At 70.7% G+C, this 23,226-nt stretch carries 18 protein-coding genes; 3 read left to right on the top strand and 15 right to left on the bottom strand.

Going from position 1 to position 23,226, the window contains the following annotated elements; genetic code table 11:
• The first annotated feature begins 2 nt into the window (after nt 1–2).
• Both QSK25_RS05835 and QSK25_RS05830 read left to right on the top strand, forming a co-directional pair.
• Nucleotides 3–2,741, top strand: a complete 2,739-nt coding sequence (locus QSK25_RS05835; RefSeq protein WP_285635252.1) for an ATP-binding protein — start codon at nt 3–5, stop codon at nt 2,739–2,741.
• Nucleotides 2,738–3,790 carry a hypothetical protein gene (locus QSK25_RS05830; protein ID WP_285634137.1) on the top strand — a complete coding sequence of 351 codons (1,053 nt, stop codon included), beginning with the start codon at nt 2,738–2,740 and terminating at the stop codon, nt 3,788–3,790. Before QSK25_RS05835 ends, QSK25_RS05830 begins: the two co-directional genes overlap by 4 nt.
• Before the next feature lie 10 nt (nt 3,791–3,800).
• Here QSK25_RS05830 and QSK25_RS05825 read toward each other — a convergent pair whose 3' ends face one another.
• From QSK25_RS05825 to QSK25_RS05785, 9 genes are read right to left on the bottom strand one after another with little or no spacing between them, the layout of a single operon-like run.
• Nucleotides 3,801–4,769: a hypothetical protein gene (locus QSK25_RS05825; RefSeq protein WP_285634135.1), complete on the bottom strand. Its 969-nt coding sequence runs from the start codon at nt 4,767–4,769 to the stop codon at nt 3,801–3,803.
• A complete protein-coding gene (locus QSK25_RS05820) occupies nt 4,766–5,728 on the bottom strand; it encodes a protein phosphatase 2C domain-containing protein (RefSeq protein WP_285634132.1) in 963 nt (320 codons plus the stop codon). The genes QSK25_RS05825 and QSK25_RS05820 overlap by 4 nt, the downstream gene beginning before the upstream one ends.
• Before the next feature lie 32 nt (nt 5,729–5,760).
• On the bottom strand, nt 5,761–6,501 hold the full coding sequence (locus QSK25_RS05815; RefSeq protein WP_285634129.1) for a vWA domain-containing protein: 741 nt from the start codon (nt 6,499–6,501) through the stop codon (nt 5,761–5,763).
• Nucleotides 6,498–7,385, bottom strand: a complete 888-nt coding sequence (locus tag QSK25_RS05810; RefSeq protein ID WP_285634124.1) for a phosphotransferase — start codon at nt 7,383–7,385, stop codon at nt 6,498–6,500. Before QSK25_RS05810 ends, QSK25_RS05815 begins: the two co-directional genes overlap by 4 nt.
• Nucleotides 7,382–8,023 carry a vWA domain-containing protein gene (locus QSK25_RS05805; protein ID WP_285634122.1) on the bottom strand — a complete coding sequence of 214 codons (642 nt, stop codon included), beginning with the start codon at nt 8,021–8,023 and terminating at the stop codon, nt 7,382–7,384. The genes QSK25_RS05810 and QSK25_RS05805 overlap by 4 nt, the downstream gene beginning before the upstream one ends.
• Before the next feature lie 13 nt (nt 8,024–8,036).
• Nucleotides 8,037–9,743, bottom strand: coding sequence for an Hsp70 family protein (locus tag QSK25_RS05800; RefSeq protein ID WP_285634120.1), 1,707 nt, complete (start codon nt 9,741–9,743; stop codon nt 8,037–8,039).
• Nucleotides 9,740–10,234: a hypothetical protein gene (locus tag QSK25_RS05795; RefSeq protein WP_285634114.1), complete on the bottom strand. Its 495-nt coding sequence runs from the start codon at nt 10,232–10,234 to the stop codon at nt 9,740–9,742. The genes QSK25_RS05800 and QSK25_RS05795 overlap by 4 nt, the downstream gene beginning before the upstream one ends.
• Nucleotides 10,235–10,247: 13 nt before the next feature.
• Entirely contained in the window at nt 10,248–10,649 is a 402-nt protein-coding gene (locus QSK25_RS05790; protein WP_285634111.1) for a hypothetical protein, read from the bottom strand.
• A 14-nt stretch (nt 10,650–10,663) separates the two neighbouring features.
• Nucleotides 10,664–13,468, bottom strand: coding sequence for a hypothetical protein (locus QSK25_RS05785; RefSeq protein WP_285634108.1), 2,805 nt, complete (start codon nt 13,466–13,468; stop codon nt 10,664–10,666).
• 542 nt (nt 13,469–14,010) lie between these two features.
• On the opposite strand from QSK25_RS05785, the gene QSK25_RS05780 reads away from it, so the two are divergent.
• On the top strand, nt 14,011–17,046 hold the full coding sequence (locus QSK25_RS05780; RefSeq protein ID WP_285634106.1) for an AfsR/SARP family transcriptional regulator: 3,036 nt from the start codon (nt 14,011–14,013) through the stop codon (nt 17,044–17,046).
• Nucleotides 17,047–17,293: 247 nt separating this feature from the next.
• Here QSK25_RS05780 and QSK25_RS05775 read toward each other — a convergent pair whose 3' ends face one another.
• From QSK25_RS05775 to QSK25_RS05750, 6 genes are all read right to left on the bottom strand, one after another.
• The gene (locus tag QSK25_RS05775; protein WP_285634098.1) at nt 17,294–18,067 is read right to left on the bottom strand and encodes an ABC transporter permease; all 774 of its coding nucleotides are present in this window, start codon (nt 18,065–18,067) and stop codon (nt 17,294–17,296) included.
• Nucleotides 18,064–19,014 carry an ATP-binding cassette domain-containing protein gene (locus QSK25_RS05770; RefSeq protein ID WP_285634091.1) on the bottom strand — a complete coding sequence of 317 codons (951 nt, stop codon included), beginning with the start codon at nt 19,012–19,014 and terminating at the stop codon, nt 18,064–18,066. The genes QSK25_RS05775 and QSK25_RS05770 overlap by 4 nt, the downstream gene beginning before the upstream one ends.
• A gap of 100 nt (nt 19,015–19,114) precedes the next feature.
• On the bottom strand, nt 19,115–19,558 hold the full coding sequence (locus tag QSK25_RS05765) for a winged helix-turn-helix transcriptional regulator (protein WP_285634088.1): 444 nt from the start codon (nt 19,556–19,558) through the stop codon (nt 19,115–19,117).
• The gene (locus tag QSK25_RS05760) at nt 19,555–20,496 is read right to left on the bottom strand and encodes an LLM class F420-dependent oxidoreductase (RefSeq protein WP_285634084.1); all 942 of its coding nucleotides are present in this window, start codon (nt 20,494–20,496) and stop codon (nt 19,555–19,557) included. Before QSK25_RS05760 ends, QSK25_RS05765 begins: the two co-directional genes overlap by 4 nt.
• Nucleotides 20,493–21,590 carry an acyl-CoA dehydrogenase family protein gene (locus QSK25_RS05755; RefSeq protein WP_285634081.1) on the bottom strand — a complete coding sequence of 366 codons (1,098 nt, stop codon included), beginning with the start codon at nt 21,588–21,590 and terminating at the stop codon, nt 20,493–20,495. Before QSK25_RS05755 ends, QSK25_RS05760 begins: the two co-directional genes overlap by 4 nt.
• Nucleotides 21,591–21,671: 81 nt before the next feature.
• Nucleotides 21,672–23,198, bottom strand: coding sequence for a pentapeptide repeat-containing protein (locus QSK25_RS05750; protein WP_285634078.1), 1,527 nt, complete (start codon nt 23,196–23,198; stop codon nt 21,672–21,674).
• Nucleotides 23,199–23,226: the final 28 nt, after the last annotated feature.

Genomic DNA, 23,226 nt, shown 5'->3' with positions numbered 1-23,226 from the left:
CCATGCCTCCCGCCGAGACGACGCTGCTGACGCACCAGGTGCTTTCCTTGCCACGCCTGGAAGACCTGACCGAACTGCGCGCCCGGTTGCTGCCCCAACTCGCCCTCGCACACGCCGCTGGGCGCACCGTCGCGTGCTGCTGGATCCGCACCCGTCCGCACGGCCGGTTCGCGCTGCTGGTGGGCGGGGTCGCGACCGACACCGCGGTGCCGTTCCCGCCCGGCGCGAAGGGATCCGCGCTGCGCCCGGACCAGCTCGCCCGCGCGGTCGGCCGGCTGCCGCACTGGCGTCCCGCCGAACTCGCCCTGGACGGCCTGCGGGAGGAACCCGACGAACCGCCTCCCGTGCTCGACGACGTGTTCGAGTTGGTGCCGGACCGTCCGGCCGCGTTGTTCGTCGTCGCCGAACCGTGCCCGGTGTCCTCCGTGGAATCCCGGGTCACCGACCTGTCCGACCTGATCGACGACCTGGAACGGCGGCGTTCGGGACGGGGTTCGGAACGCCTCCGCCTGGCGCGGGCCGAGGCCGAGCTCAAACACCTCGACCAGGCGTTCGCGCTCGGCGCGTGGCGGCTGCGGGTGTGGACCGCCGGGCAGGACGAGGGCGTGGCCGGCGCGCTCGCCGCGATGGTCAGCGGCGTCGACGGCCCGGTGCGGGTGCGGTCCACGGGCCCCAGGTCGGGCCTGGACTGGGGCGTCGCGTGCGATGCGGCGACGCCCGCCGTGACGGCGCTGCTGCGGCCACCGCTGCGCGAACTGCCGGGCATCCGGGTCACCACCACCCCGGCGTTCGACCGCACCCCCGAGACGTCCGGCGACCTGGTGCTCGGCCGCGTGCTCGACGGAACGGACACGCCGTCGCTGCCGTTCGGCGTGTCGGCCGACAGCGTGAACCGGCACGTCTTCGTCACCGGCGCCACCGGTGCGGGCAAGTCACAGACTGTGCGCACCTTGCTGGAAGCGTTGTCCGGCAGGAAGATCCCGTGGCTCGTGGTCGAGCCCGCCAAGGCCGAGTACGCGGCGATCGCCGGCCGGATCGCCCCCGCCGAGGTCTTGGTGATCCGACCCGGCACGCCCGGTGCCGTCCCCGCCTCCCTCAACCCGCTGGAACCCAGCTCGACCGTCGTGGCGGGCCGGCGCGTCCACTTCCCGTTGCAGACGCACGTGGACATGGTGCGGGCCCTGTTCACCGCCTCGTTCGACGCGCAGGAACCGTTCCCCCAGATCCTCGCCCGCGCCCTGACGAGCTGCTACACGTCTCTCGGCTGGAACCTGCCCCTCGGCGAGTCCCTGGTCGCGGCGCCGCGCGTGCTCCCCCGTTGGCCAACGCTCAGCGACCTGCAACGCCACGCGCTCGCCGCCGTCGACGACATCGGCTACGGCCCGGAGAGCGAGCGCAACATGCGGGGCTTCGTGAGCGTGCGGATCGGCAGCCTCAGCACGGGCACCCCCGGCCGTTTCTTCGAGGGCGGCCACCGCCTCGACCTCGACCGCCTGCTGACCCGCAACACCATCTTCGAGATCGAGGACCTGGGCGACGACAACGACAAGGCGTTCTTCATCGGCTGCGTGATGCTGCGGATGTTCGAATGGCTGCGCCTGCGCGAGAAACACGGCCTCGTGCGTCCGGGCCTGGCGCACGTGACCGTCGTGGAGGAAGCTCACCGCCTGCTGCGGCACGTGGAACCGGGCACCGCCGCAGCTCAGGCCGTCACGCTGTTCGCGAACCTCTTCGCCGAGGTCCGCGCGTACGGCGAGGGCATCGTCGTGGCCGAGCAGATCCCGGCCAAACTCCTCCCGGACGTGGTGAAGAACAGCGCCGTCAAACTGGTGCACCGCCTGCCCGCCCAGGACGACCGCGACTTCGTGGGCGCCACCATGAACCTCGACGACGACCAGTCGCAGCACGTCGTCAGCCTCTCCCCCGGCGTCGCCGCGGCCCACGCCGACGGCATGGACCGACCGGTCCTGGTGGCCGTCGACGCGGCGGGACGCGCCCGCGAGTCCCGCTCTCCCGTGATCACAACACCTCCGGTCTCGCCGCGCGGCCCGGCATGCCCATCTCGGTGCGCCTGCCCCCTGGACCGCATCGTGCGCGCCGAACACCTGCCCGAAGGCCCGGCGATCTCTTTGTGGGCGGAGATCACGACCATCGCCCACCTCTGCGGCGAGCAACTCGGCGCGCTGTCCCCGGCGTTCCGCGCCCGCCTGCACGCCGAACCGCCACCGATCCTCGACTGCGCGATCGCCGCGGCCGCCGACGCCTCGACCGCGCGCCGCAGCGTGCACGTCCTGCGCTGGTACGCCCCGAGTGACCTGGCCCGGCAGGTCGGGCAGGTGATGCGGGACCAAGCTGGTTCCGGCGCTGTCGTCGGCAGGCCGGAACCGCGGTGGCGCGTCGGCCAGTTCCGCTGGGCCCGCATCGTCACCGCCCTGCTGGCCGGACCCGGTCCCGGCGACGACCCGGCCGTTCCCCACCCGCGCACCGCCGCGTGGCGGAAGGCGGGCCTCGACGTGCCCGGAACCACCTGGGCCGAGCAGCTCTCGGCCGTCGCCGATCTCGCCGACCGCGACGGGGTGCCCACTCGCGCCGTGCTGGGCGGTGAGCCACCGGTCATCGACGACCTCACGTCGTCCCTCGCAGAGGGAGCACCCGCGTTCCGCCTGACCCGTGCCCTGGACCAGACAGGACTTGACTCCAGCTGGCCCGCGTTCCTGCTCAAACCGCTGTGGGAGGTATGACCGTGGAGAGGTTCGGCGGCGGCCACGAGACGCCTGAGTTCAGACCGGCCTTCGAGGTGGAGCCGAAGACCAAACCCGAAACAGCCCCGAACCACGAGCTCGCTCCGGAACACAACAAGCTCGAACGCCGGCTCGGTCACCTGGGTCTGTCCGGCGCCCGCCAGCACGACCTCGCCCAGCCGCCCGCCGAACGGCCCGCGGCACCGGACGTGTCGAGTAAACTCGACTACGAGCCGCTGAAGCGGTCCTCGGACGCCCGTCTCGCGCCCAAGGACCACGCGATGACCGCCTTCGTCGACGACTCGTCAGGGTCCTCCGGTTCCCAGGACGACGGCGCATTCCGGCTCCTCCAGAAGATCGGCCTGGCCCCTGCCGACGTGACCGCACGCGACTACACCAAGCGGATCATCGCCGAGAAGCGCATCGGGGCGTTGAACGACTACCCGGACGTTCAGATCGGAGGCCGTCCACTGGAGGCGGTCAAGGTGTGGAACCGGCAGGACCACAACCACGTGGGACCCAAGAACACCTGCGGACTCGAGAACACGCGGGAGATGGCGGCGCTGCAGGGCGTGGAGAGGACGCCGGACGAGCACGTGCAATCGGCCATCGACCAAGGCCTGTGCAAGACGGACGGCGAGGACAAGGCGCAGTGGGGTGGCACCACCCGCGACCAGCAGATCGCATTGCTGAAGTCGCTCGGTCTCGACGCCTACAAGCTGGACGACATGGGCGTCGAGGACGTGGCGGCACTTGTGGACAAGGGATACGGCGTCGCGGTCGACGTCGACGCCCACGAGATGATCGAGCGCTACGACAAGCTCCCCGAGCGGCTGCGCTCCGCCAGTGAAGCGCACCCCCATCCGCATCGCCACAGCCTCTACATCACCGGAACCGTCAAGTTCGAAGGCAAGCTCGTCGGCTTCATCGCCAACGACCCCACCTGGAAACCCGGCGTCATGATCGACATCGACGACCTGCGAACGTGCTGGGAACAGCAGGGCGGCCGCATGGTGTGGACCCGCACACGACCCAAGAACGCCCCCTGACCCACGCGGCTCACGTCGCCGGCACCCATCTGCCGGTAGCCGGATCCCGCCGCCACCCGCTCGTCACCATCGGCGCCCGCGGCTCCGCCACCCGCGCCACATCGACCGCCGTGGAACCACGCCGAGGCGTTCGCCGAGCCAGGTAGGCGTACCAGGCCGAAGCCGGCGGACGGTCCTTGGCCCGCACTGACAACGACCGCGCCAGCAGGTCCCACCCGGCACCGTCGAGCATCCGCCGCACCCGTTCCGGATCCCGCGCCGTGGAGGCCTGCGGACCCGGCGTGAGCACCCGAAGCACGAACAACGCCAGCTTGTACACATCGGTGGCCTGGGTGAGGACCGCGCCCTCCGGCGGATCCCAGTCCGGCGCGCTCAACTGCCGCACAACCGCGGCACTCCCCCGAATCCTCACCGCATCACAGTCCACCAGCATCACCGTCGGCTCCGGGGCAAGCCGAAAGAGCTCGTTCTTGGCGTTCACATCGCCATAGACGATTCCTTTGTCGTGCAGGAACGACAACGCCCCTGCCAAATCCCGGCACACCGCCATCCGGTCCGCCCCGGTCAACGACGGCATGCCCAGGCGCACCGCCAGTTCCGGCGCCACGAACAGGTTCTGCGCCTCACGTGGATCGCGGCTGGGCCGACCGGTGGGCAGGAACCGCTCCTGGAAGAAGGAGTCCGGGATCAACGGCATCAGCACCCCGACCACGCGTCCCTCGCACCGCACCACCCGGACCGGCCAGGCCGCGACGGTGTCGAGGCGTTGCCGGTCGCGGGTGTCCATCGCGCTGCGCACGCGGACGATCGCGCGCAGGCCGTGCGGTGCCGACTGCTGACCCAGGTATGCCTTGTAGACCAGCGGTCCTGACACGTCGGGCAGGGTGAGGCCGGGCGCGAGGTACACGATCGCCTGGCCGCCCTTGCCGATCTGCCGGCCGACCTCGCCCAGCTCCGCGAGGTCCACCTCGTCGGTCACGGCCGGGGCACCGGCCACACCGCCACGACGGTGCGGTCGTCGTCGAAGCTGCGCCGCGCGAAGTTCGCCTGCGACGCGAACGTGAGCGCTTCGGGCGGTGAGCTCCAGGCGTCGGCGAGGAACCGGCCGACCTCTCCGTCACCCGTGCCGAGCGGGTCACCTACGCCGTCGGTCATCAGCACGAGCGCCTCTCCGGGTGCGAGACTCGTCTCCAGAGCCGGTGGGAGTTCGTGCGGTACCAGCGGAATCGCGTCGGTGGCGGACGTGGCGATCACGTTGCCCTCGTTCTTCACCGCCTGCAACGGGATCCACTTCCGGCCGTCGCGCGGCCGCAACAGCCACGCCGACGAATCACCGAACGGCAGCACGAACGCCGGCAGGAACCCGTCCTCGTCCGGTTGCAGCCCGACGATCGCGAACAACGCCGTGGTCGCCAGGGTACCCGAGACGTCGACGCGGTCTCTGAGGCCGAGGTGCTGCTGCCCGTGACGGACGACGTCGTCGGCGAGCCGGTGCAGCAACCTCGTCCAGTCGATCCGCGAAGGGTGCTCGTCGGCCAGCGCCTTCGCGAGCGTCTCGCAGCCTCCACGGGCGACGATCCCAGCGGCGACGTGTGAGTGAGAGCCCTGCGCCACGCCGTCGGCCACCGCGATCACGAGCCACTGCTCGTCCTTCGTGACCAGGAACCCGTAGTCGTCCTGGCACACCTTGCCGTAGTAGCGGTTCTTCAGGCCCCGCACGCACGCGGCGCGCAGGTCGGCCACCGGGGCGTCCGCTCGGGGCAGCCGGGCGCCGTCGACCAGGAAGTCGTTGCGGAACAGGAACCTGCTGTCCCGTTCGGTCAGCACGGTGCTCGCCGCCCTACCGGGATCGCCGACGGCGCACGGCCGCGCGCCCTCCTCCCAGGTCACCGGCTCCTCGCCGAGTTCGGTGCCTGCCGCGTGCTTGCCACGGGACATCGGTGTCTCCTCGTCGCGCGTTGTCCGTCCGGTCACAGGAAATCGTCGTCGTCGGCGCCGTAGGAGCTGATGCCCGCCGGGAGCTGGGTGGTGTCCGGCAGCACGATGCCGGACGAGCCTCCCGCCATGACGTTGCCCGAGTTCACCACGCTGGAGACCAGGATCTCGGCCATCGCCCTGATCGCCTCGGCCGGCGAGTTGCCCTTGTCCATCATGAACATGCGCATCTGCTTGCTGCCGGTCGACGGGTGGATCAGCTGCTGCAGCGCCGACGGGTCCGCCTGCGCCACACCGAACGGGATGAAGTTCGGGTACATCGCGAACCCGGTGCCGGTCTGCCGGTCGTACTCTGTGAGGTCGCGGAACGCCGCGCGCCACTCGTGGTCCTCGTCGGTCGTCTCGCCGTCGCTCAGGAAGAACACGGCCGGCCGGTGCACGCTGTAGTGGTCGCCCTTGAGCTGGGCGACGTCGTTCTCGATCGTCTTGCGCAGCACCCGGAACGCGGCCGCGTACGACGTGCCGCCCCGCACCGCGAGGCCGGTCACCGTCATCGCGGGATCGAGGATGTCGCACAACGGCAGCAGGACCTGCGCGTCGTCGGAGAAGTCGATGAGGCAGAACCTCACCTTGTCGCTCAGGATCGGGTTCTGTGCGAGCGCCTCGAGCAGCGAGGGCATGATGTCATTGGCTGCCAGGATGTTCTCGCCGTCCATCGAGTACGAGACGTCGATGACCAGGTAGAACGGCAGCAGCTTGGCCTTGTCCTCACTCATCGGCCGGTCACCCCTTCCGGTGTGGTGGATGTGCTGAGTTCGTCCGCCCGCCGCAGCAACGGTTCTCGCCAGGCCCGCAGCGGCGGCCTGCTGCCCGGCTCGGCGTGCAGCGAGGCCCGCAGCAACGGCAGGAGCCCGCGGCCCAGCACGTCCGCCGCGAGTTCCGGGTCTCTGGTGTGGAAGTTCCTCGCCGCGGTGCGCAACACGACGAGGGCGGTTTTGTACACATCGGACTGCTGGTTCTGCGTGCCGGGGAACAACGGGTCGTCCCAGCCCGGAGAGTTCGGTTGCGGCGACACGGGATCTGCACCACCCAGCCGTACGCCGTCGCAGTCGACGAGGTAGACAGCGGGACCTGTGCACCACAGCACGTTCTTCACCGACAGATCACCGAGCACCACACCGTGCCGGTGCAGCAGCGCCCCGACCTCGGTGCAGTGCGCGAGCACCCGCAGACGCGTCGCGCCGTCGGGATCCTCGATCCCCCTGCGTCGCAACGACCTCGGGTCGGCGATGAGGAACTGCAACTCCCGCAACACGACCGAGCTACCACCTCCCGGCATGCGCAGCCCGAACGTGAACCCGGCCGGAACCCGCGGCAGCAGCGCGCCGACCGCCCGGTCACCGTCGACCAGCACCGCGTGTGGCCAGCACGCCACTTCGTCCAGCGCCGCCGCGTCCGCTTCGGACATCGACCGGCGCACCGCCACGAGCCGGCTGAGCGCGGCCGGGTTGATCGCGATGTCGTCGTGGTACCGCTTGACCACGAGGTCGCGCACCGGCACGCCGCGGAGCGCGCGCACCTCGGTGACCCTGCCCTGCCCGCCCTCCCCCAGCACATCGCCCTCGGTCACGTCGGCCGCGTGCACGACCGCCGCCTTCACAGGACGTCCACCTCGTCGAACCCGGCGGGCACGCCCCTGGGCAGCACGGGTGCGCCCGCTGTGCCCGAGGCGACCACGCTGCGGATCACGAGGTCCGCGATACCCGCGATCGCGTTCTCCACGACCTCCCCGGACCGGGCGGCGAAACACCTCGTCGTCGCCACCTGGGCGAGCGTCGCGGCGTTGGCGTCCCCGATCGCGAACGACACGATCTCGGGACGCCACGGCAGGGAGGGATCCAGCAGCCGCCGGTGCTCCGCCTGCCACTCGGAGCGGCTGTCGGTCGGTTCGCCGTCGCTGATGAAGAACACCATCGGCCGCCAGACGCCGAACTCGTCGGCCGCGAGTTGCGCGACGTCCGCCTCGATCGTCGCGGCGACGAGCCGGAACGCGGCGCTGTAGCTGGTGAGTCCGGCCGGGGCGAGTGGCGGGATCTCGTCGATCGTCGCGATGTCGCACAACGGGAGCACGACCCACGCCGAGGTCGCGAACCCGAGCACGGCGACCCGCGCGGTGTCGCTCACGACCGGGTTCGCCCAGATCGCGTCGCGCAACGCGGTGACGGAGTCGTGCAGGGCCCTGGTGCGATCACCGGCCGCCATCGAGGCGGACAGGTCGCACACCAGGTAGATCGGCACGATCCGGGCGCTGTCAGACGAGGAGGTAGGCGTACGGGCGCAACGCACTGGAGAGCGCCTCCTTGCACTCGTCGACGCCCGCGCCGGTGGCGCTCTCCAGGTCCGCGCAGATCGCCTCGATCCGCGACGCCTCCTCGTCGTCGACGAACGGCACGACCTTCGACCGCGCCTTGGTGGTGAGCGCCGCGACCTCGGGATCGGCGGGGCGCACGGCCGCGTGCCGCGCGCCGGAGCCGTTCACGGAGCCGTTGTCGATCGTGGTGCTGACCCGCTTGGCCAGCTCGACGAGCTTCGACCTGTCCTTCGTGACACCCCACGAGACGTCGTCGCGCAGCAACACCTTGCCGGTCCTGATCTCGGTCACGACGATGTGCAGGATGCCGTCGACGTTGTACTCGTAGGTGATCGTGAAGGCGTTCTCCATGATGCTGAGATCCGGGTCGACCGCGATTTTCCACTCGCGCAGGATCACGTTGTCCTCGTGGTCGATGCCCTTGTCGGGGTCGCCCTCGATGACCTGGATCCGGACTTCCTTCTGCCCCTGCACCGCCGGGTTGTAGGTGTCGGTCGCCTTGGCGGGCAGCTGGTGGTTGCGCGGGATCAGCACGCTGAAGCTCGCCCGCTGGTGGTCGTCGTGGATCACGGTGCCGAGCGCGTGCTCGGTCGCGACGAAGAAGTCCTTGTCCAGCTGTCCCAGCAGGATCGCCGACGCGATGGCGGCACCCTGGGCGACCGCGGTCATCGGGTCGCAGCCGCCGGCGGGTTCCCGTCCGAGCAGCTCCGACACCATCGTGCGGGCGGCGGGGATCTTGCTGCTGCCGCCGACCATCACGAGCTGGTCGATCGAGTCGGGGCTGATCGACAGGTCCGCGAGGCACTGCTCGATCGGCCGCCGGGCCTCGTCGAGGTACGACCGGATCGACTTGGTGAACATCGCCCTCGTGACGGGGAAGTACCTGCCGTCCGGGAGTCTCATGTTCACTTCGTCCTGAGTGGACAGCAGGATCTTGGCGCGCTCGATCTCCAACCGGAACTGCGCCTGCTGGACCGGGCTCCACGACGGCCGCACCGGCAGCGCGTCGAGCACGGCCTGCCCGAACGCACCGTCGAGGTCGATGCCGCCGCTGCGGGGGATGCCCTTCGAGGCGCGCTCGATGAACACGCCCTCGATGGTCTCCAGCACGGTGACGTCGAGCGTGCCGCCACCCCAGTCGAAGACCAGCACGTTCTGGTCGCGGGTCGCGTCGACCGAGTACGCCATCGCCGCGGCGGTGGGCTCGTTCAACAGTGCCTGCACCTCGATCCCGGCGAGACCGGCGCAGAGCTTCGTGCGGAACCGCGCCAGCCCGCGGCTGTTCGCCGGGATGGTCACGACGGCCCGGTCCACGGTGAGCCCCGGCGACGCGCTGCGGATGTGCCCGAACAGAAGCGCCGCGGCCTCCTCGACGGACGTCGAGTGCCCGCCGATCTCGACGAACTCCTCGGTCGCGAACAAGCGCTTGACGGCTTCGAGCTTGTTCCCGTCCATCTGCTTGCCGTGCCACCCGAACCGCGTCGCACCGGAAGGCTCGATCCCGATGACGGAAGGCATGACCTTGTCGAACCCCATCGCCTCCCACGCCGCCGGAGGGCTGTCGATCGGCAGCACGTCCACCGATCGGCCGTTCCACTGGGCCAGCACGGAGTTCGTCGTGCCGAAGTCGATTCCGAACGGGTTCACGAACGCACCTCTTCCTGGTCACCGACGTCCATCCGCCGGTGCGCACCCGAGTCCACTGTGGACTGCACACGCTCTGCCTGGCCCATGACGACGACCCGGCCGGTGATCTCGTCGACGTAGGCGAACCTCAGCACCCGCAACTGGTCTCCCTCGCCGCCGAGCACTTCGTAGCAGCGCACGTCAGCGGGGTCGTGGATCTTGAGCAGCCCGGCCTGGGCCGTCCACTCGCGCACGAGGTCCGGCAACGCCGCGACGTGCCCCGAGTCGATCGCCTCGGCGAAGCGCGCGAGCTGGTGCAGGTGTCTCATCCGGTCACCCGCCGCAGCGATGACCTGCTTGCGCAGCCCCTCGTACGCCTCGGCCGCCAGGCCGGACGACGGGTCGCGCACGATCGTCGCGACCTCGATCTTCTCGATCGACCGGCTGATGCCGTCGACCATGTGCTCGAGCCGCTCCAGCCGGGCTGCGGCTTCCCTGGTCTTGCGCGTCATCGACTGTCCTCTCCTACCGGGGGTATCCGTCGTCGAACTGGGTGAGGCGGGGTGCGACGGCGCCCAGCAGTTCCCAGAGGTCGTCCGCGAGCCAGTCCTCCAGAACGTCCACATCGGACTCGCTCACGGCGGTCGCGCGGGCCAGCGGCAGCGGGCCGGGAGCGAACGCGCCGGTGCTGCCCGGCCGGAACACCTCGGGGTTGGCCGGCACGCGGAACTGGTCCACGGCGTCGGCCGGGTCGTGGTCGCGTTGCTGGATCTCGTGCAGGGCCCGGTTGAGGTCCTCGATCGAGATCGACGCGTCCCCGCCCGCGCGGCGCATCCTCCTGGCGGCGCGGGCGAACGACCGGCGGGCCGTCGCGGCGTCGGCACCGTAGTCCACGCCCAGCAGCAGGTACGGGTTGCGGTTGTCCATCGCACTGCCTCCGTTCAGTTGCCCAGCACGCGGCGGGCCTTGGTCTCCAGCTCGCGGACGTGCTCGAGGAGGTCCATGAGCAACGAGCGCAGGTCTCCGCTGTCGGCTCCGCGCACCCACGGCGTGAGCTGCTCACGGACCCGCGTGCACATGTCGACGGTCGCGGCGACTTCCTGCCGCCCCGCGAACCAGGCGGGACTGCCCGTCTGCGCCTGGTTGAGCAGGCCGAGCGCGCGGTTGTAGGTGTCGATCCTGGCCTCGACCTCGCGCTCCCGTGCCTGGTAGAGGTTGAACCCGATGCGGCGCTGGGTGAGTTCCAGCAGCCCGGTGAGCCTCTCCTGCTGGTCCTCGGTGAGGGTCGTGGCCGCCTGCCGGGCCGCGAGGTAGGACTCGACGAGGGAGACCGCGATCTCCTCCTCGCGGGTGGTGACGTGGTAGGTCAGCGTCGCGGTTCCCAGCAGCAGCAAGCAGACGTGGTCGTACTTCGCGAGTCCGGTGACCTGGCGGGCGATCGCGAGCGCCACGACACCGGCGACGTTGTCCGGGTCGTCGAGGTGGTCGAACAGGTACTCCTTCGTCTGGTGCACCAGGTCGTCGCGTTCCTCGCGGATCCAGTCCGGCGCACCGGCCCAGTCGGTGATCGTGCCGAGCACGTTCACGATCGCCGTGTACATGTCCTCGCTGGCCCTGGCGCGGTAGAACGTCGCTTCGAGCGTGGCCCGGTGCGGAGATCCGGCGAGGCTCTGCGGCGCGCGCAGCCATTCCGCGTCGAACCGGGCGAGCACGTCGGCGACCTCGCGGAACTCGTCGAGACCGATGGGCTGCGTGACGATCGTCCGCAACGGCTCGCGCAGCATCGCGGGCAGCTTGTCGGCCGCGCGGTCCTCACCCTCCCAGATCTTCGACCCGTCGCTGCGCCACATCCGCATGGCGCGCAAAGCGGCGTTGGCCCGCATCGCCTGGGACGGCGCCTCGCGCACGACCCTGGCGAGGTGCCGGGCGCCGAGTTCCCGGTCGAGGTGCATCGCGACGACGGCGATGTTGGCGAGCAGCGCGACCGAGTACTCGCCCTCGATCGCCGCTTCCAGCTCGCCGAGCGCTGTTCCGTGCTGGCCCAGGTGGTGCAGGGCGCACGCCAGCAGGTTGTGCGCCTCGTCGCGCACCGCCTCGTCGGTGGCGTGCGCGAGGCAGTTCCTCGCCTCGTACGCGGCACCTGCCCAGTCGGCGACGAACAGCCGTTCCCTGGCCGCCACCAGGGAGAGCCAGTCGGCGAAGGCGGGGACCCTCCTGCGCGCGACCTCGCCGTGCAGCAAGGCACTGGCGCCCAGCGCGGTCACCAACGGCTGCCAGGTGGTGCGGTCGCCCAACACGACCTCGTCCAGCGCGGCGGTCGCGTCGCCCTGCTCGGCGGCCCGGCGCAGGCCCGTGACCAGTCTGTTGACGGTCTCGGCGTGCTCCGGCAACGCCTCGTCGGTCCGCACGTCGTCGAGTCTGTTGCGGGACAACGCCTCCAGGACGCGCAGGTGCCGGCCCATCGCGCAGTCCGGTGCCTTCTCGCCCGCGTCGGCGACCCCGCGTTCGTGCGTGCGCCGCACCTGCTCGTCCACGTGGCCCGACTGGACCACCTGCTCGTCGGTGAGGTCCTGCGGACTGGTCCTGGCGAGCAGGTAGGCGATCTCGTCCGGGGTCCGGCGCAGGCCCTGGACCTGCTGGGCGGTCAGCACTCCCGCATCGGCCAAACCGTCCACGACGGACAGCGGTGCGGCGTCGAGATCACTCCCGGAGACGAGGCCGGAGGCTGAGCGGGGCGTGCCGTGCAGTGCCGCGACCTTGCCCTTGGCGCCGAGCAGTCGCGCGTCCTCCAGACCGATCTCGGGCAACGACGCGGTGGCGAGTGCGAGGACCGGCGCGGGGGCGTTGACCAGCCCCGCCAGCAACGCGACGTCCGCGCGACGGCGAGCGGGCGTGGTGGCGGTGATGCCGAGCGCGCGTTGCAGGAGACCTGCGAGCGGTTCCGTCTCCGCGAAGGCCGCCAGTGACGGCGCGAGTCGTTCCGCCGCACCGCGCACCCCGCGTACCGCTCCCGCGAACACCGCCAGTGCCGCGATCTTGGGCCGGTACCGGTCCGGTGGCAGGGCGGCGGCCGCGTCGACCAGGTCGGCGGCGTCACCGCGCCGGGCCGCCGAGAGCAGCCGCAGCCAAGCCTGTTCGGACTCGCCGAGCCCGCAGTGGGCGGCGAGGTCGACGTGGCCGAGGTTCATCGCGTCCAGCGCGAGGCGGCGGCCCAGCCCGAGGTGCGACCGGGCGTGAGCGAAAGCGTGGTCGAGCAGCACGCGGGACGTCCACGGCAGACTCACCTGCGCCGAGTCCACGGCAAGCGCGATCCGCAGCACCACGGCCGCCGGGCTCAACCACTCGTGTTCTCCTGCGGGCAAAGGGATCGGCGCGGGCTTCAGCGTGGCCGGGTCGCGGGCCTCGACGGTGCCGTCGTGCAGGAGGAACAACGGTCCCTCGGCGCTCGTCCCGATGCGCATCGCCCGGCGCTTGCGCAGCATCTTGCGGTACTCGAACACACCGCCGATGGCGTCTTGTGGCGGTGCTGCCAGGAAGTCCGGTTGCGTGCCACAGGACGCGCACGGCCCGTCCGCCATGTCCGCACCGCACGCGACGCAAAGGGGCGCCGGAGCGGACAGCAACGACGTCAGGTGCGTCTGCCTCGTCGTGCCGGCGAGGCGGGTCACCTCGCCGATGTCGGCTCCCGCTCTCCGTTCCGGCCGGGGCGGCGGCGCCGGGAGCGGCGGGGCCTCCGTGCGCGCCACCACGACCGCGTCGGCCGGCAGCCCGCAGTTCCCGCAGAACCTGTCGCTGTTTTCTCTCGGCGTGGCACACCCGCGGCAAGTCGGGCTCCGCTGACCCGACTCAGGTGATCCGGTCAGCACGTTCAGGCTTTCTCCGGGCACGACTCGTCCTCTCCGATCGGCACGACGAAGCGTTAGACGACAGCATTGAGGACTTTGTCCTACTTCTGTCCAGAAAATCGCCGACAGGATGTCCACTTTCGCAGATAACACCAGCTCAGAGCTGATATCGGACATGCTTCGCGCATTCTGTCGGCCTTTTCTTCAGACCGCCCGCGAACGCCCCGGTAGCGTTCGCCTGCGTTTCATGACGTCCAGGCGCCAATGTGATCGAGCCGCCCACTCCGAGCGTTACGCCGAGCTACCGCGAATTCGCGCCTTCACCCGTTCGGCCGTGCCGCACCTCGCCGCAATAGGAAAAACAAATCCAATTCCTTGATCGGCTGGCATGGGCGTTCGGCCTGGCGCGCCCGTGTCGTGACGACGTCTGGAAAGCTGGTGGGGTGCGCGTGGCATTGCTGGGCCCGACCGCGGTCGAGGCGGAGGACGGCACCCCGGTCGACATCGGTGGCGCCCGCGTCCGCATGCTCGTCGCCCGCCTCGCGCTCGACCCCGGCCGTCCGGTGCCGGCGACGACGCTGATCGACGACCTGTGGGGCGAGCAGCCTCCCGCCGACGGCGCGAACGCCCTGCAGTCGCTGGTCTCGCGGCTGCGCAAGGTCTGCCCGGTCGCGTTGGAACCCGGCGGGTACCGGCTGGGGGTGAGCGCCGAGGACGTCGACGTGTTCCGGTTCGACCGGCTGCGCGCGGCCGGGCGGCTGGACGAGGCGTTGGCGCTGTGGCGGGGAGAGGCGCTCGCCGACGTGCGGGAGGCGCCGTTCGCCGGGGCCGTCGCCACCCGGCTCGACGAGGCGCGGCTGGCGGCGGAGGAAGATCGCGGCGAGCTGGACGTGGCGGCGCTGACGGCGTTGCATGAGAAGCACCCGTTGCGGGAACGGCTGGCGGGGCTGCTGATGCGGGCGTTGTGCGCTCAGGGCAGGCAGTCCGACGCGTTGCACGTCTACGCCGAGGTGCGCGGCCGGCTCGCCGACGAACTGGGCGTCGACCCGTCACAGGAACTGCAGGACGTGCACCTCGCGGCGCTGCGCGGGGAACTCGGGCCGCGGCCGGTGGTGGACCGGCTTCCGGTGCGGCTCACCAGTTTCGTCGGGCGGGACGACGAACTGCGGGAGATCACCGGGCTGCTCGGGCAGGCGCGGCTGGTGACGCTGGTCGGGCCTGGCGGTGCCGGCAAGACGCGGCTCGCCACCGAGGTCGCGGCCCGGCACCCGTTGCACGGCAAGGGTCGCGTGTGGTTCGCGGCGCTCGCCGGCATCCATGCGGCCGAGGACCTGCCGGGTGTGGTGCTCAAGGCGTTCGAGTTGCGGATGGCCTCCACCGGCGACCCGATGCGACGGCCCAACGAGGGCATGGACCGCATCGCCGAGGTGCTCGGCGCGGGCGAGTCGGTGCTGGTGCTGGACAACTGCGAGCACCTCGTCTCGGCGGCCGCGGAGTTCACCGGCCTGCTGCTGCGCCGGGTGCCGAACCTCAGGATCATCGCGACCAGCCGGGAACCGCTGGCGATCGACGGCGAGTCGCTGTGCCCGATCGGGCCGCTGGCCGTGCCGAACGGCCAGGCGGACGTGGCGGACTTCGGCGCGGTGCGGCTGTTCGTGGACCGGGCGAACGCGGTCAAGCCCGGGTTCCGGCTGGACGAGTCCACCGTGGAGGACGTGAAGCTGGTGTGCCGCAGGCTCGACGGCATGCCGCTCGCGTTGGAGCTCGCGGCCGCGCGGTTGCGGTCCATGACGATCCGGCAGATCACGCAGCGCCTGGACGACCGGTTCCGGCTGCTCACCTCGGGCAGTCGCACCGCGTTGCCGCGGCAGCGGACGTTGCGGGCGGTCGTGGAGTGGAGCTGGGACCTGCTCACCTCCGACGAGCTCGTGCTCGCGCGCAGGCTCGCGGTGTTCCCGGCGGGCGCGGACCTCGTGGCGGTCGAGGCGGTGTGCGGCGAGGACGCGCTGTACGTGCTGACGTCGCTGGTCGAGAAGTCCATCGTGGACGTCGTCGAGCTGGACGGCGAGGCGCGGTACCGGATGCTGGAGACGATCCGGGTGTACGCGGCGGAGCAGCTCGAGGCGTCCGGGGAGAAGCAGGAGTTCGTCGGCCGGTTCCGGCGCTACTACCGGGACCTGACCGCGCGCTGGGAGCCGTTCGTCCGCACCGCGCGGCAGCTCGAGGCGATCAAGGTCTACCAGGCGGAGCAGGACAACGTCGTGGCCGCGTTGCGCGGGGCGATCGACGACCGCGAGTCGGGTCTCGCGGCCGACATCCTCGGCGGCGTGTTCTGGTACTGGCTGATCAAGGGCGACAACGAGCGGTCGGAACGGTCGGTGCGCGAGGTGCTCGCGCTGGCCGACGACCTGCCGCCGGACGTCGTCGCGACGTTCCGGGCGATGCGGCTGATCATGTCCGCGATCCCCGGCCTGCCGGAGCCGATCGAGGCCTCGCAGGTCATCGAGGACTGCGTGAACACCGGCGCCACCCAGAAGTACCCGTCCCTCGCGATCGCCCTGCCGATGCTCGCGTTCCTGAGCCAGAACAAGGAACTCGCGCGGCGCGAGGTGCACCGCGCGGCGGCGAGCGAGGACGCGTGGGCCCGCGCGGGCGCGGACTGGGCGATGAGCTTCATCCTCAGCGAGGACGGCGACCTGGCCGGGGCCGAGCAGGCCCGCGACCGCGCGTACGACCAGTTCGTGGCGGTCGGCGACCGGTGGGGTTCGGCGATGACGCTCGGCATGAAGGCCGCGTTCGTCTCGCACACCGGCGACAACCTGGCCGCGATCGCCCTGTACCGGCAGGGTCTCGAGGTGGCGCGGGAACTGGGGTCCGTCGAGGACGCCGTGCAGCAGCGGTGGCGGCTCGCGGTCGAGTACGCCCGGCTCGGCGACAACGAGGCGGCGGCGCGCGAGGTCGAGCAGGCCGAGAAGTTCGTCCGCGACGCCGGGAACGACCAGCTGAACCTGATGATCGGCTACGCCAAGGCCGAGGTCATGCTGCGGTCGGACCGCATTCCGGAGGCGCGCGAGCTGAGCACGCGGTTCAAGGACGCGGCCTCGGTCGCGGCGTTCCTCGGGCCGTTCGTCACGGAGTGGTCGGCGATCCTGGACGCGCGGATCGCGCTCGCCGAGGGTGATCCGGACGAGGCGGAGTCGTGCGCGGCGGTCGCGGTCGGCACCACGTCGGGCCGCGGGGACATGCCGGACCTCTCGGGCGTGACCGAACTCCTGGCCCGTGTGCGGCTCGCACAGGGCCGCACCGAGGCGGCCGTGCGGTTGCTGGCGCTGGCCCAGCTGATCCGCGGCCGCCTCGACCTGGGCGACCCGGACGTGCGGCGGATGGTGGCCGAACTGGGGGAACCCGAGCCGTTGACGATCAGCAAGGCCGAGGCGATGCGCCGGGTGCGCGCCGAAGCGGGCCTCAGCACCGGCTGAAGCCCGCCCTCGTCGTTCTCAGGAACACGTGCCCCACTGGCACTTGTGGCGCGAGGTCGGGATCTTGTGCGCCTCGGCCTCCTTGCACCACGCGCACTTCGATCCTCGGTCCTTGATGCAGGCGCAAGCCATCGCTGCCTCCGTCGTCTCGATTTCCCGGTCTGCGATCGCGTCGGTCCGATCGGAGGCCGGCGGGACCTCGTTACCGGAGAACCGGGACAGGACAACGAAGTGGACAGCCCTGGCGCTACACGCGCTTGCGGTACGCCCACATCGCGAGCGGGAAGAACACCGCGACCACGCCGACCATCCAGATCAGTGATCCCGTGAGCGGCCCGGCGATCGCCCCGCCGTTCAGCAGGCCGCGCAACGCGTCCGACAGCAGGCTCACCGGGCTGACGTCCGCCCACGCCCTGAGCCAGCCCGGCATCGTCGAGGTGCCGACGAAGACGTTGCTGCCGAACGTCAGCGGCATGATCAGCACGAACATCAGGCCCTGCACCGCCTGCGGCGTCTTGAGCAGCATGCCCACGAACACCGAGGCCCAGCAGAAGCACAGTCCGAACGCGATCGTCAGCCCGGCCGCGATGAACAGTTCGGCGGGCCCCGTCTGCACCCGGAAGCCCATGATCGTGGCGACCACCAGCAGCACGACGATGCACACGACGTACCGCACGATGTCCGCGAGCACCGCCCCTACCAACGGCGCCGAGCGGGCGATCGGCATCGAGCGGAACCGGTCGAACACGCCCTTCGAGACGTCCGTGTTCATCTGCACGCCCGCGGTCATGCTGGCCTGCAGGATGTTCATCACCATGATGCCCGGCACCAGCATCTGCAGGTACGCGTCCGTGTTGCCGGCGAGCGCGCCACCGAACAGGTAGGTGAACATCACCAGGAAGACGATCGGCGCCAGCGTGACGTCCATCAGCTGTTCCGGGTTCTTGCGGATCTTCAGGATTCCCCGCCAGGCCAGCGTGAAGCCGTGGCGCACGCCCCTGTCCAACGCGATGGTGCTCACACCAGGCTCCCCTCGTTCTGCTTGCCGGTGAGCGCCAGGAAGACCTCGTCGAGCGAGGGCAGCCGCAGCGCCAGTTCGTCCGCGGTGATGCCGGCCTCGTCGAGCTTCCTGACCAAAGTGGACAGCAGCACCGGGTCGTTCACCGGCGCCGTCAGCAGTCCCGTGTCGTCGTCGCGTGTCGGCCTGACGCCGGTGAGGTCACCGAGGATGCGGTAGACCGCGTCGAGGTCGTGCATCGACGTGGGCCGCACCTGCAACGTCTGCCCGCCGACGCGCCGCTTCAGCTCGTCCGGCCGTCCCTCGGCCACGACGCGGCCGTGGTCGAACACCGTGATCGAGTCGGCGAGCTGGTCGGCCTCCTCCAGGTACTGCGTGGTGAGCAGCACCGTCACGCCGTTGGCGACGAGCTTGCGCACCACGGCCCACACCTCGTTGCGCGCGTGCGGGTCCAGTCCCGTGGTCGGCTCGTCCAGGTACAGCACGGACGGGTTGCCGACGAGGCTGGCCGCGAGGTCGAGCCGCCGCCGCATGCCTCCCGAGTACGTCTTGGCGGCCCGGTGTGCGGCATCGGTGAGTTCGAACTGCTCCAGCAGCTCCGCGGCCTTCGCCTTCGCCCCCGCGCGCGAATGGTCCAGCAGCCGGGCGAGCAGCACGAGGTTCTCCGTGCCGGAGAGGTCCTCGTCCACCGACGCGTACTGCCCGGTCAGCCCGATGAGCGACCGGACCGCCCGCGGGTCCTTCAGCACGTCGTGCCCGTGCACGGTGGCGTGCCCCGCGTCCGGCCGCAGCAACGTCGCCAGCACCCGCACCGCCGTGGTCTTGCCCGCGCCGTTCGGCCCGAGCACGCCCACGACCTTCCCTTCCGGCACCTCGAGGTCGACGCCGTCCAGCGCCTTGGTCTCCCCGTAGTGCTTGACCAGGCCTTCAGCCCTGATCGCGAGTGCCATCGTTCCTCCCTGTGGTCCCTCGGGGGAACTGTGCGCCTCCTGGCTGGCAGGGCGCTGGCAGCCCGCTGTCAGCGGCTGCCAGCAGGTGTCCCGGCGTGGGTCAGCCCTCGCGGGCCGTCACGTCGTGCGCCGTGATCTCGCCACCGCAACACCGGCAGGCCAGGAACGCGTCGACCGCCTTGCCGCAGGCGTTGTGCTCCAGCACGATCGGCGGCCCGTCCGGGTCGGGCACGTGCGCGTCGCCCCACTTCATGAGGATCACGATGGCGGGGAACAACTCCAGCCCCGCCGGGGTGAGCCGGTACTCCTCCCGGTCCTCCGCGTACGGCACCCGCCGCACCAGCCCGGCCTCGACCAGCGACTTGAGCCGCGCCGACAAGGTGGGCCGCGGGATGCCGAGGTTGCGCACGAACTGCCCGTACCGCTTCACCCCGAAGAACGCCTCGCGCAGGATCAGCAACGTCCACTTCTCCCCCACCAGGTCGAGCGCGCGCCCGACGGACTCCCCTCGGAAGCGGCGGTCCAGGCCGGCCGGGTCGGTCATCGGCGTTCCTCCGCGAGCAAGGGGGCCAGTGTCCTCAGCAGTCTGCGCCCAGCCGGGTCCTCGGCCGTCGCCGGGACCAGCCCCACGTGCCCGGCTCCTGCCTCGTGGTATTCGGCGACGCGGTCGGCGATGGTCTGGGCCGAGCCGATCGCGCCGACCTGTTCGAGCAGGTCACGCGGGATTTCGGCGGCGAGTTCGGTGCGGGGTCTGCCCTGCCTGGCCTGGTCGACGAGGTCGCCGTGGCCGAGGGCGGTGAACATCTCGCCGTAGCCGGGTGGGGCCAGGTAGACGGCCAGTTGTGAGCGGATCTGGTGGAGGGTTTCGGGACCTGGGTCGAGGGCCGCGGTGATCCAGACGGCGAGGGGTGGAGGTAGAGGTCGCGAGGCGACCAGCCGCTTGCGGACTTCTGCCACGTGCTCGGCGCTGACCAGGTTGAGCACCACCTCGTCGCCTTCCGCCGCCGCCACCTTCGTCATCGCCGGCCCGAACGCGGCCACCGAGATCGACGTGCCCGGCACCGGTTGCTGGAGCCGGAACCCCGACACGCGGTTGCCGTCGAGCAGCGCGCGGGTGTCCCTGATCGTCTCCTTCATGCGGCGCACGGGTTCCCACTCGCGGCCGTGCCACCCCGTCACGATCCGAGGGCTCGACGCCCCCAGCGCCAGACCGGCCTGCCTGCCCGTGGTGGCGACCACTGTGGACAGTCCCAGGGCGAGCGCCACCGGGCTGCGCACGCCCACGGCGAGCGGCCCGATCCTCAGCGAGATCCTGGACGTCCTGAGTCCGACTGCGGTGGCCAGGGCGAACGCGTCGAAGGTGGCCATCTCGCCGATCCACAACGTCTCGAAACCCGCGTCGTCGGCCGCCTGGGCGATGTCGAGCGCCTCAGTGGGCGGCCGGTCCAGCCAGAACGGGGTGACCACGCCGACCGAGCTCACAGCTGCTCCGTCCGCGCCTGCACGCCCAGCAGCACCTTGCCGGGCAGTTCGAACGAGGCCGCGTTGACCTGGAAGTGCGCGGAAGCCGTGTGCGCGTCCCGGAACCGGCGTTGCAGCGCGGCCCCGTCGTAGATCGCCGCGCCACCGGCGAGGTCGTACAACTCCGACACGACAGCACGTCCGGTCCGAGCCGCGTGCGTGGCCGCCAGCCGCAGCCCGGCCTTCAGCTCGACCGGCACCTCACCGGTCTGCGCCGCCTCCCAAGCCTCCTCGACGGCCTCGAAGAAGTAGGCCCTCGCTGCCCTCACCGACGCGGTCGCCGACGCCACCGCGGCCTGCGTGGACCCGCGCTCAGCCAGCGTCCGACTGGACCCGAGCGGACTCCGGTTGACAGCCAAGGCCACGAAGTCGTCCAACGCCCCGAACGCATTGCCGAGCGCGGCCGCCGCGACCGACAACGCGAAGAACCCGAACACCGGAAAGCGGTACAGCGCCCCGCCACCCACCGGACCGTCCAAAACGGACAGCACCCGCCGCTGCGGCACGAACACCTGCCGAGCCACGCAGTCGTGACTGCCGGTCCCCCGCAACCCAGTCGTGTGCCAGGTGTCGAGCACCTCCAGCTCGGCCCGCGGAATCGCGGCCACCTTCAACGCCTTCTCGTGCACGAACCCCGCGAACAACCAGTCGGCGTGCCCGATCCCCGAACAGAACGACCACTGCCCGGACACCACCACACCCCCGTCGACCGAGACACCACGCCCCTTGGGCGCCCACACCCCGGCCGCGACCGACCGCGGATCCCCGAAGACCTCGCGCGCCCCGTCGTCCGCCAAATACCCACCGAGCAGCCCGGACGTGGCCGCGATCGACACGCACCACCCAGCCGACGCATCCCCACGAGCGATCTCCAACGCGGCAGCCAACGTCTCGGCAGGCGGCAACTCCAACCCACCCGAATCCTTCGGCACACCGGCCCTGAACAGCCCGGACTCCCCAATGGCCGCCAGCAGCTCCGGCGCCAGAGCACCCCCGGCCTCGGTCTTGGGCGCGACCTCACGGGCCAGTTCGGCGACGGTCCGGACGTCAGCCACGGTGTCCTCCCAGTTCAATTTTCTTACCGGTTCAGTTTCCTTACCGTAACCACGACGCCCTGAACCACGCAAGGGAGCCCATCACCGCTTGACGCGAGCCCTGATCGCCAGCACCGCGAGCGCCAGCAGCAACGGCCCGAACGCCCGCCCCGCCATCACCGTCCACACACCGGCGGGCGCCAGCCGCTGGTCAGCCTCCCGGAACACCACCGACCCGAGTGCGATCCGCACGGCCTTGCTCATCCGATCCGCCGTCCACCGATCGGCCGGCAACGTCACCGGCCCCGGCTTGACCTCCAGCGTCACCTGCTGCGGATGCCCGGCCACGGCGGGCGGAATCGTGCCGGTCATCTGCTGCAACGCCGTGCCGTCCGGCAACCCGTACGACGTCAACAGCACGAACAACACCCCCACCAACACGGCCAACGCCGCGAACGCCCGGCTGGCCCGCTGCCCGTACCCCGACAGCAACCAGTACGCCCACAGCACCGCGCGCTCACCGGTCTTGGTGGTCCGCGCATGCCGTCGCGCTTCCATCTCGCCGTAGTAGAAGTCACCGGCCCCGGCCTCGTTCTTCCCGTCCTCCAGGGCCTTGCGCAACGACCGGTACATCACCGCCAACCGCTCGGCCCCGACGTCCTTCCCGTCGATGTCGGCCCAGCCCGCGTTCTTGGTGCGAGCGAGACGCCACGGGAACTCCTCGGCCAGCACCTGACGACGCCCCCAGCGCCAGCCCTTCGGCGGCTCGGCGAACGGCGTCCAGCCTTCGAGCCGCAACTTGTCCAGCTGGTGCGCGCCCGAGAATCGGCACCGGCTCAGGTCGACGTCCGCGATCGTCAGCTCGGACACGTCGGTGCCCTGCACCGACACCAGCCTGGGCGTCGGGTCCACCCCGCTCACCGAGGACGGCGCGCCGAAGTACGTGCGCCCCAGGCTCACCTCGGCGTCCTGGACCTGGAACTCGACGCCGCCCTCGAACCGCGTCTCGTACGCCGAGACCTCCCGCCCCCGCACCCTGAACACGGCTGCCTTCACGAAGATCGAGGCACGCAGATCCACGAACTTCGCACCCGACAGGCCGAAGCGGGCTTCCTCCTCGAACCGCGCCTCGGCGAACAGCGCCTCGTCGTCGACCTCCACGCCGTAGAAGTAGAAGCGGCCGCGGAACACCGCTCCTTCGAAAGTAGCCCCGGCCGTGAACTTCGTGTCGTAGAACGACACGGTCCCCTCGAAGGTGGCTCCCGCGAATCTGGCCGCACCACCGAAGACGGCTTGCTCGAACGGAATGACCCCTTCCGCGCGGTAGCCAGGTCCGTCCTGGTCCGAGTATCGCTGGAAGGTGCAGTAGGAGAAGTCGGCACGCTCGAACTGGTGGACAGCGCTCTTGGTCAACGCTCCCAGGAGCCGGTCAAGGAGCTTCGGACTGAAGGTGGTTCCCCGCAGGTCCAGGTCACCGCCTCGCCCGAGTCGCTCCAGGACCACCTCCAGGTCGCCACCCCGGAGGTGTTCGAGGCAGGCCGAGAACGTCTCGACCCGCCTGCCAGAGCAGTCGTCGTGAGCACACAACGGCCAGGTCGGGGTGAAGGTGAGCCTGCTTCCGTCAGCCACCGGACAGTTCTACGTGATCCGCCGAATG

This window comes from Lentzea sp. NBRC 102530 (assembly GCF_030269365.1).
Lineage (GTDB): Bacteria > Actinomycetota > Actinomycetes > Mycobacteriales > Pseudonocardiaceae > Lentzea.
Note: the sequence above shows the minus strand (reverse complement) of the source record. Positions and strands in the feature narration are given on the sequence as shown.

What these genes read in the sequence shown, in the direction of transcription:
- QSK25_RS05790 (WP_285634111.1), bottom strand. Translation starts at nt 10,649, where the DNA reads ATGGACAACCGCAACCCGTACCTGCTGCTGGGCGTGGACTACGGTGCC.
- QSK25_RS05830 (WP_285634137.1), top strand. Translation starts at nt 2,738, where the DNA reads ATGACCGTGGAGAGGTTCGGCGGCGGCCACGAGACGCCTGAGTTCAGA.
- QSK25_RS05765 (WP_285634088.1), bottom strand. Translation starts at nt 19,558, where the DNA reads ATGACCGACCCGGCCGGCCTGGACCGCCGCTTCCGAGGGGAGTCCGTC.
- QSK25_RS05815 (WP_285634129.1), bottom strand. Translation starts at nt 6,501, where the DNA reads ATGAGTGAGGACAAGGCCAAGCTGCTGCCGTTCTACCTGGTCATCGAC.
- QSK25_RS05820 (WP_285634132.1), bottom strand. Translation starts at nt 5,728, where the DNA reads ATGTCCCGTGGCAAGCACGCGGCAGGCACCGAACTCGGCGAGGAGCCG.
- QSK25_RS05770 (WP_285634091.1), bottom strand. Translation starts at nt 19,014, where the DNA reads ATGGCACTCGCGATCAGGGCTGAAGGCCTGGTCAAGCACTACGGGGAG.
- QSK25_RS05835 (WP_285635252.1), top strand. Translation starts at nt 3, where the DNA reads ATGCCTCCCGCCGAGACGACGCTGCTGACGCACCAGGTGCTTTCCTTG.
- QSK25_RS05795 (WP_285634114.1), bottom strand. Translation starts at nt 10,234, where the DNA reads ATGACGCGCAAGACCAGGGAAGCCGCAGCCCGGCTGGAGCGGCTCGAG.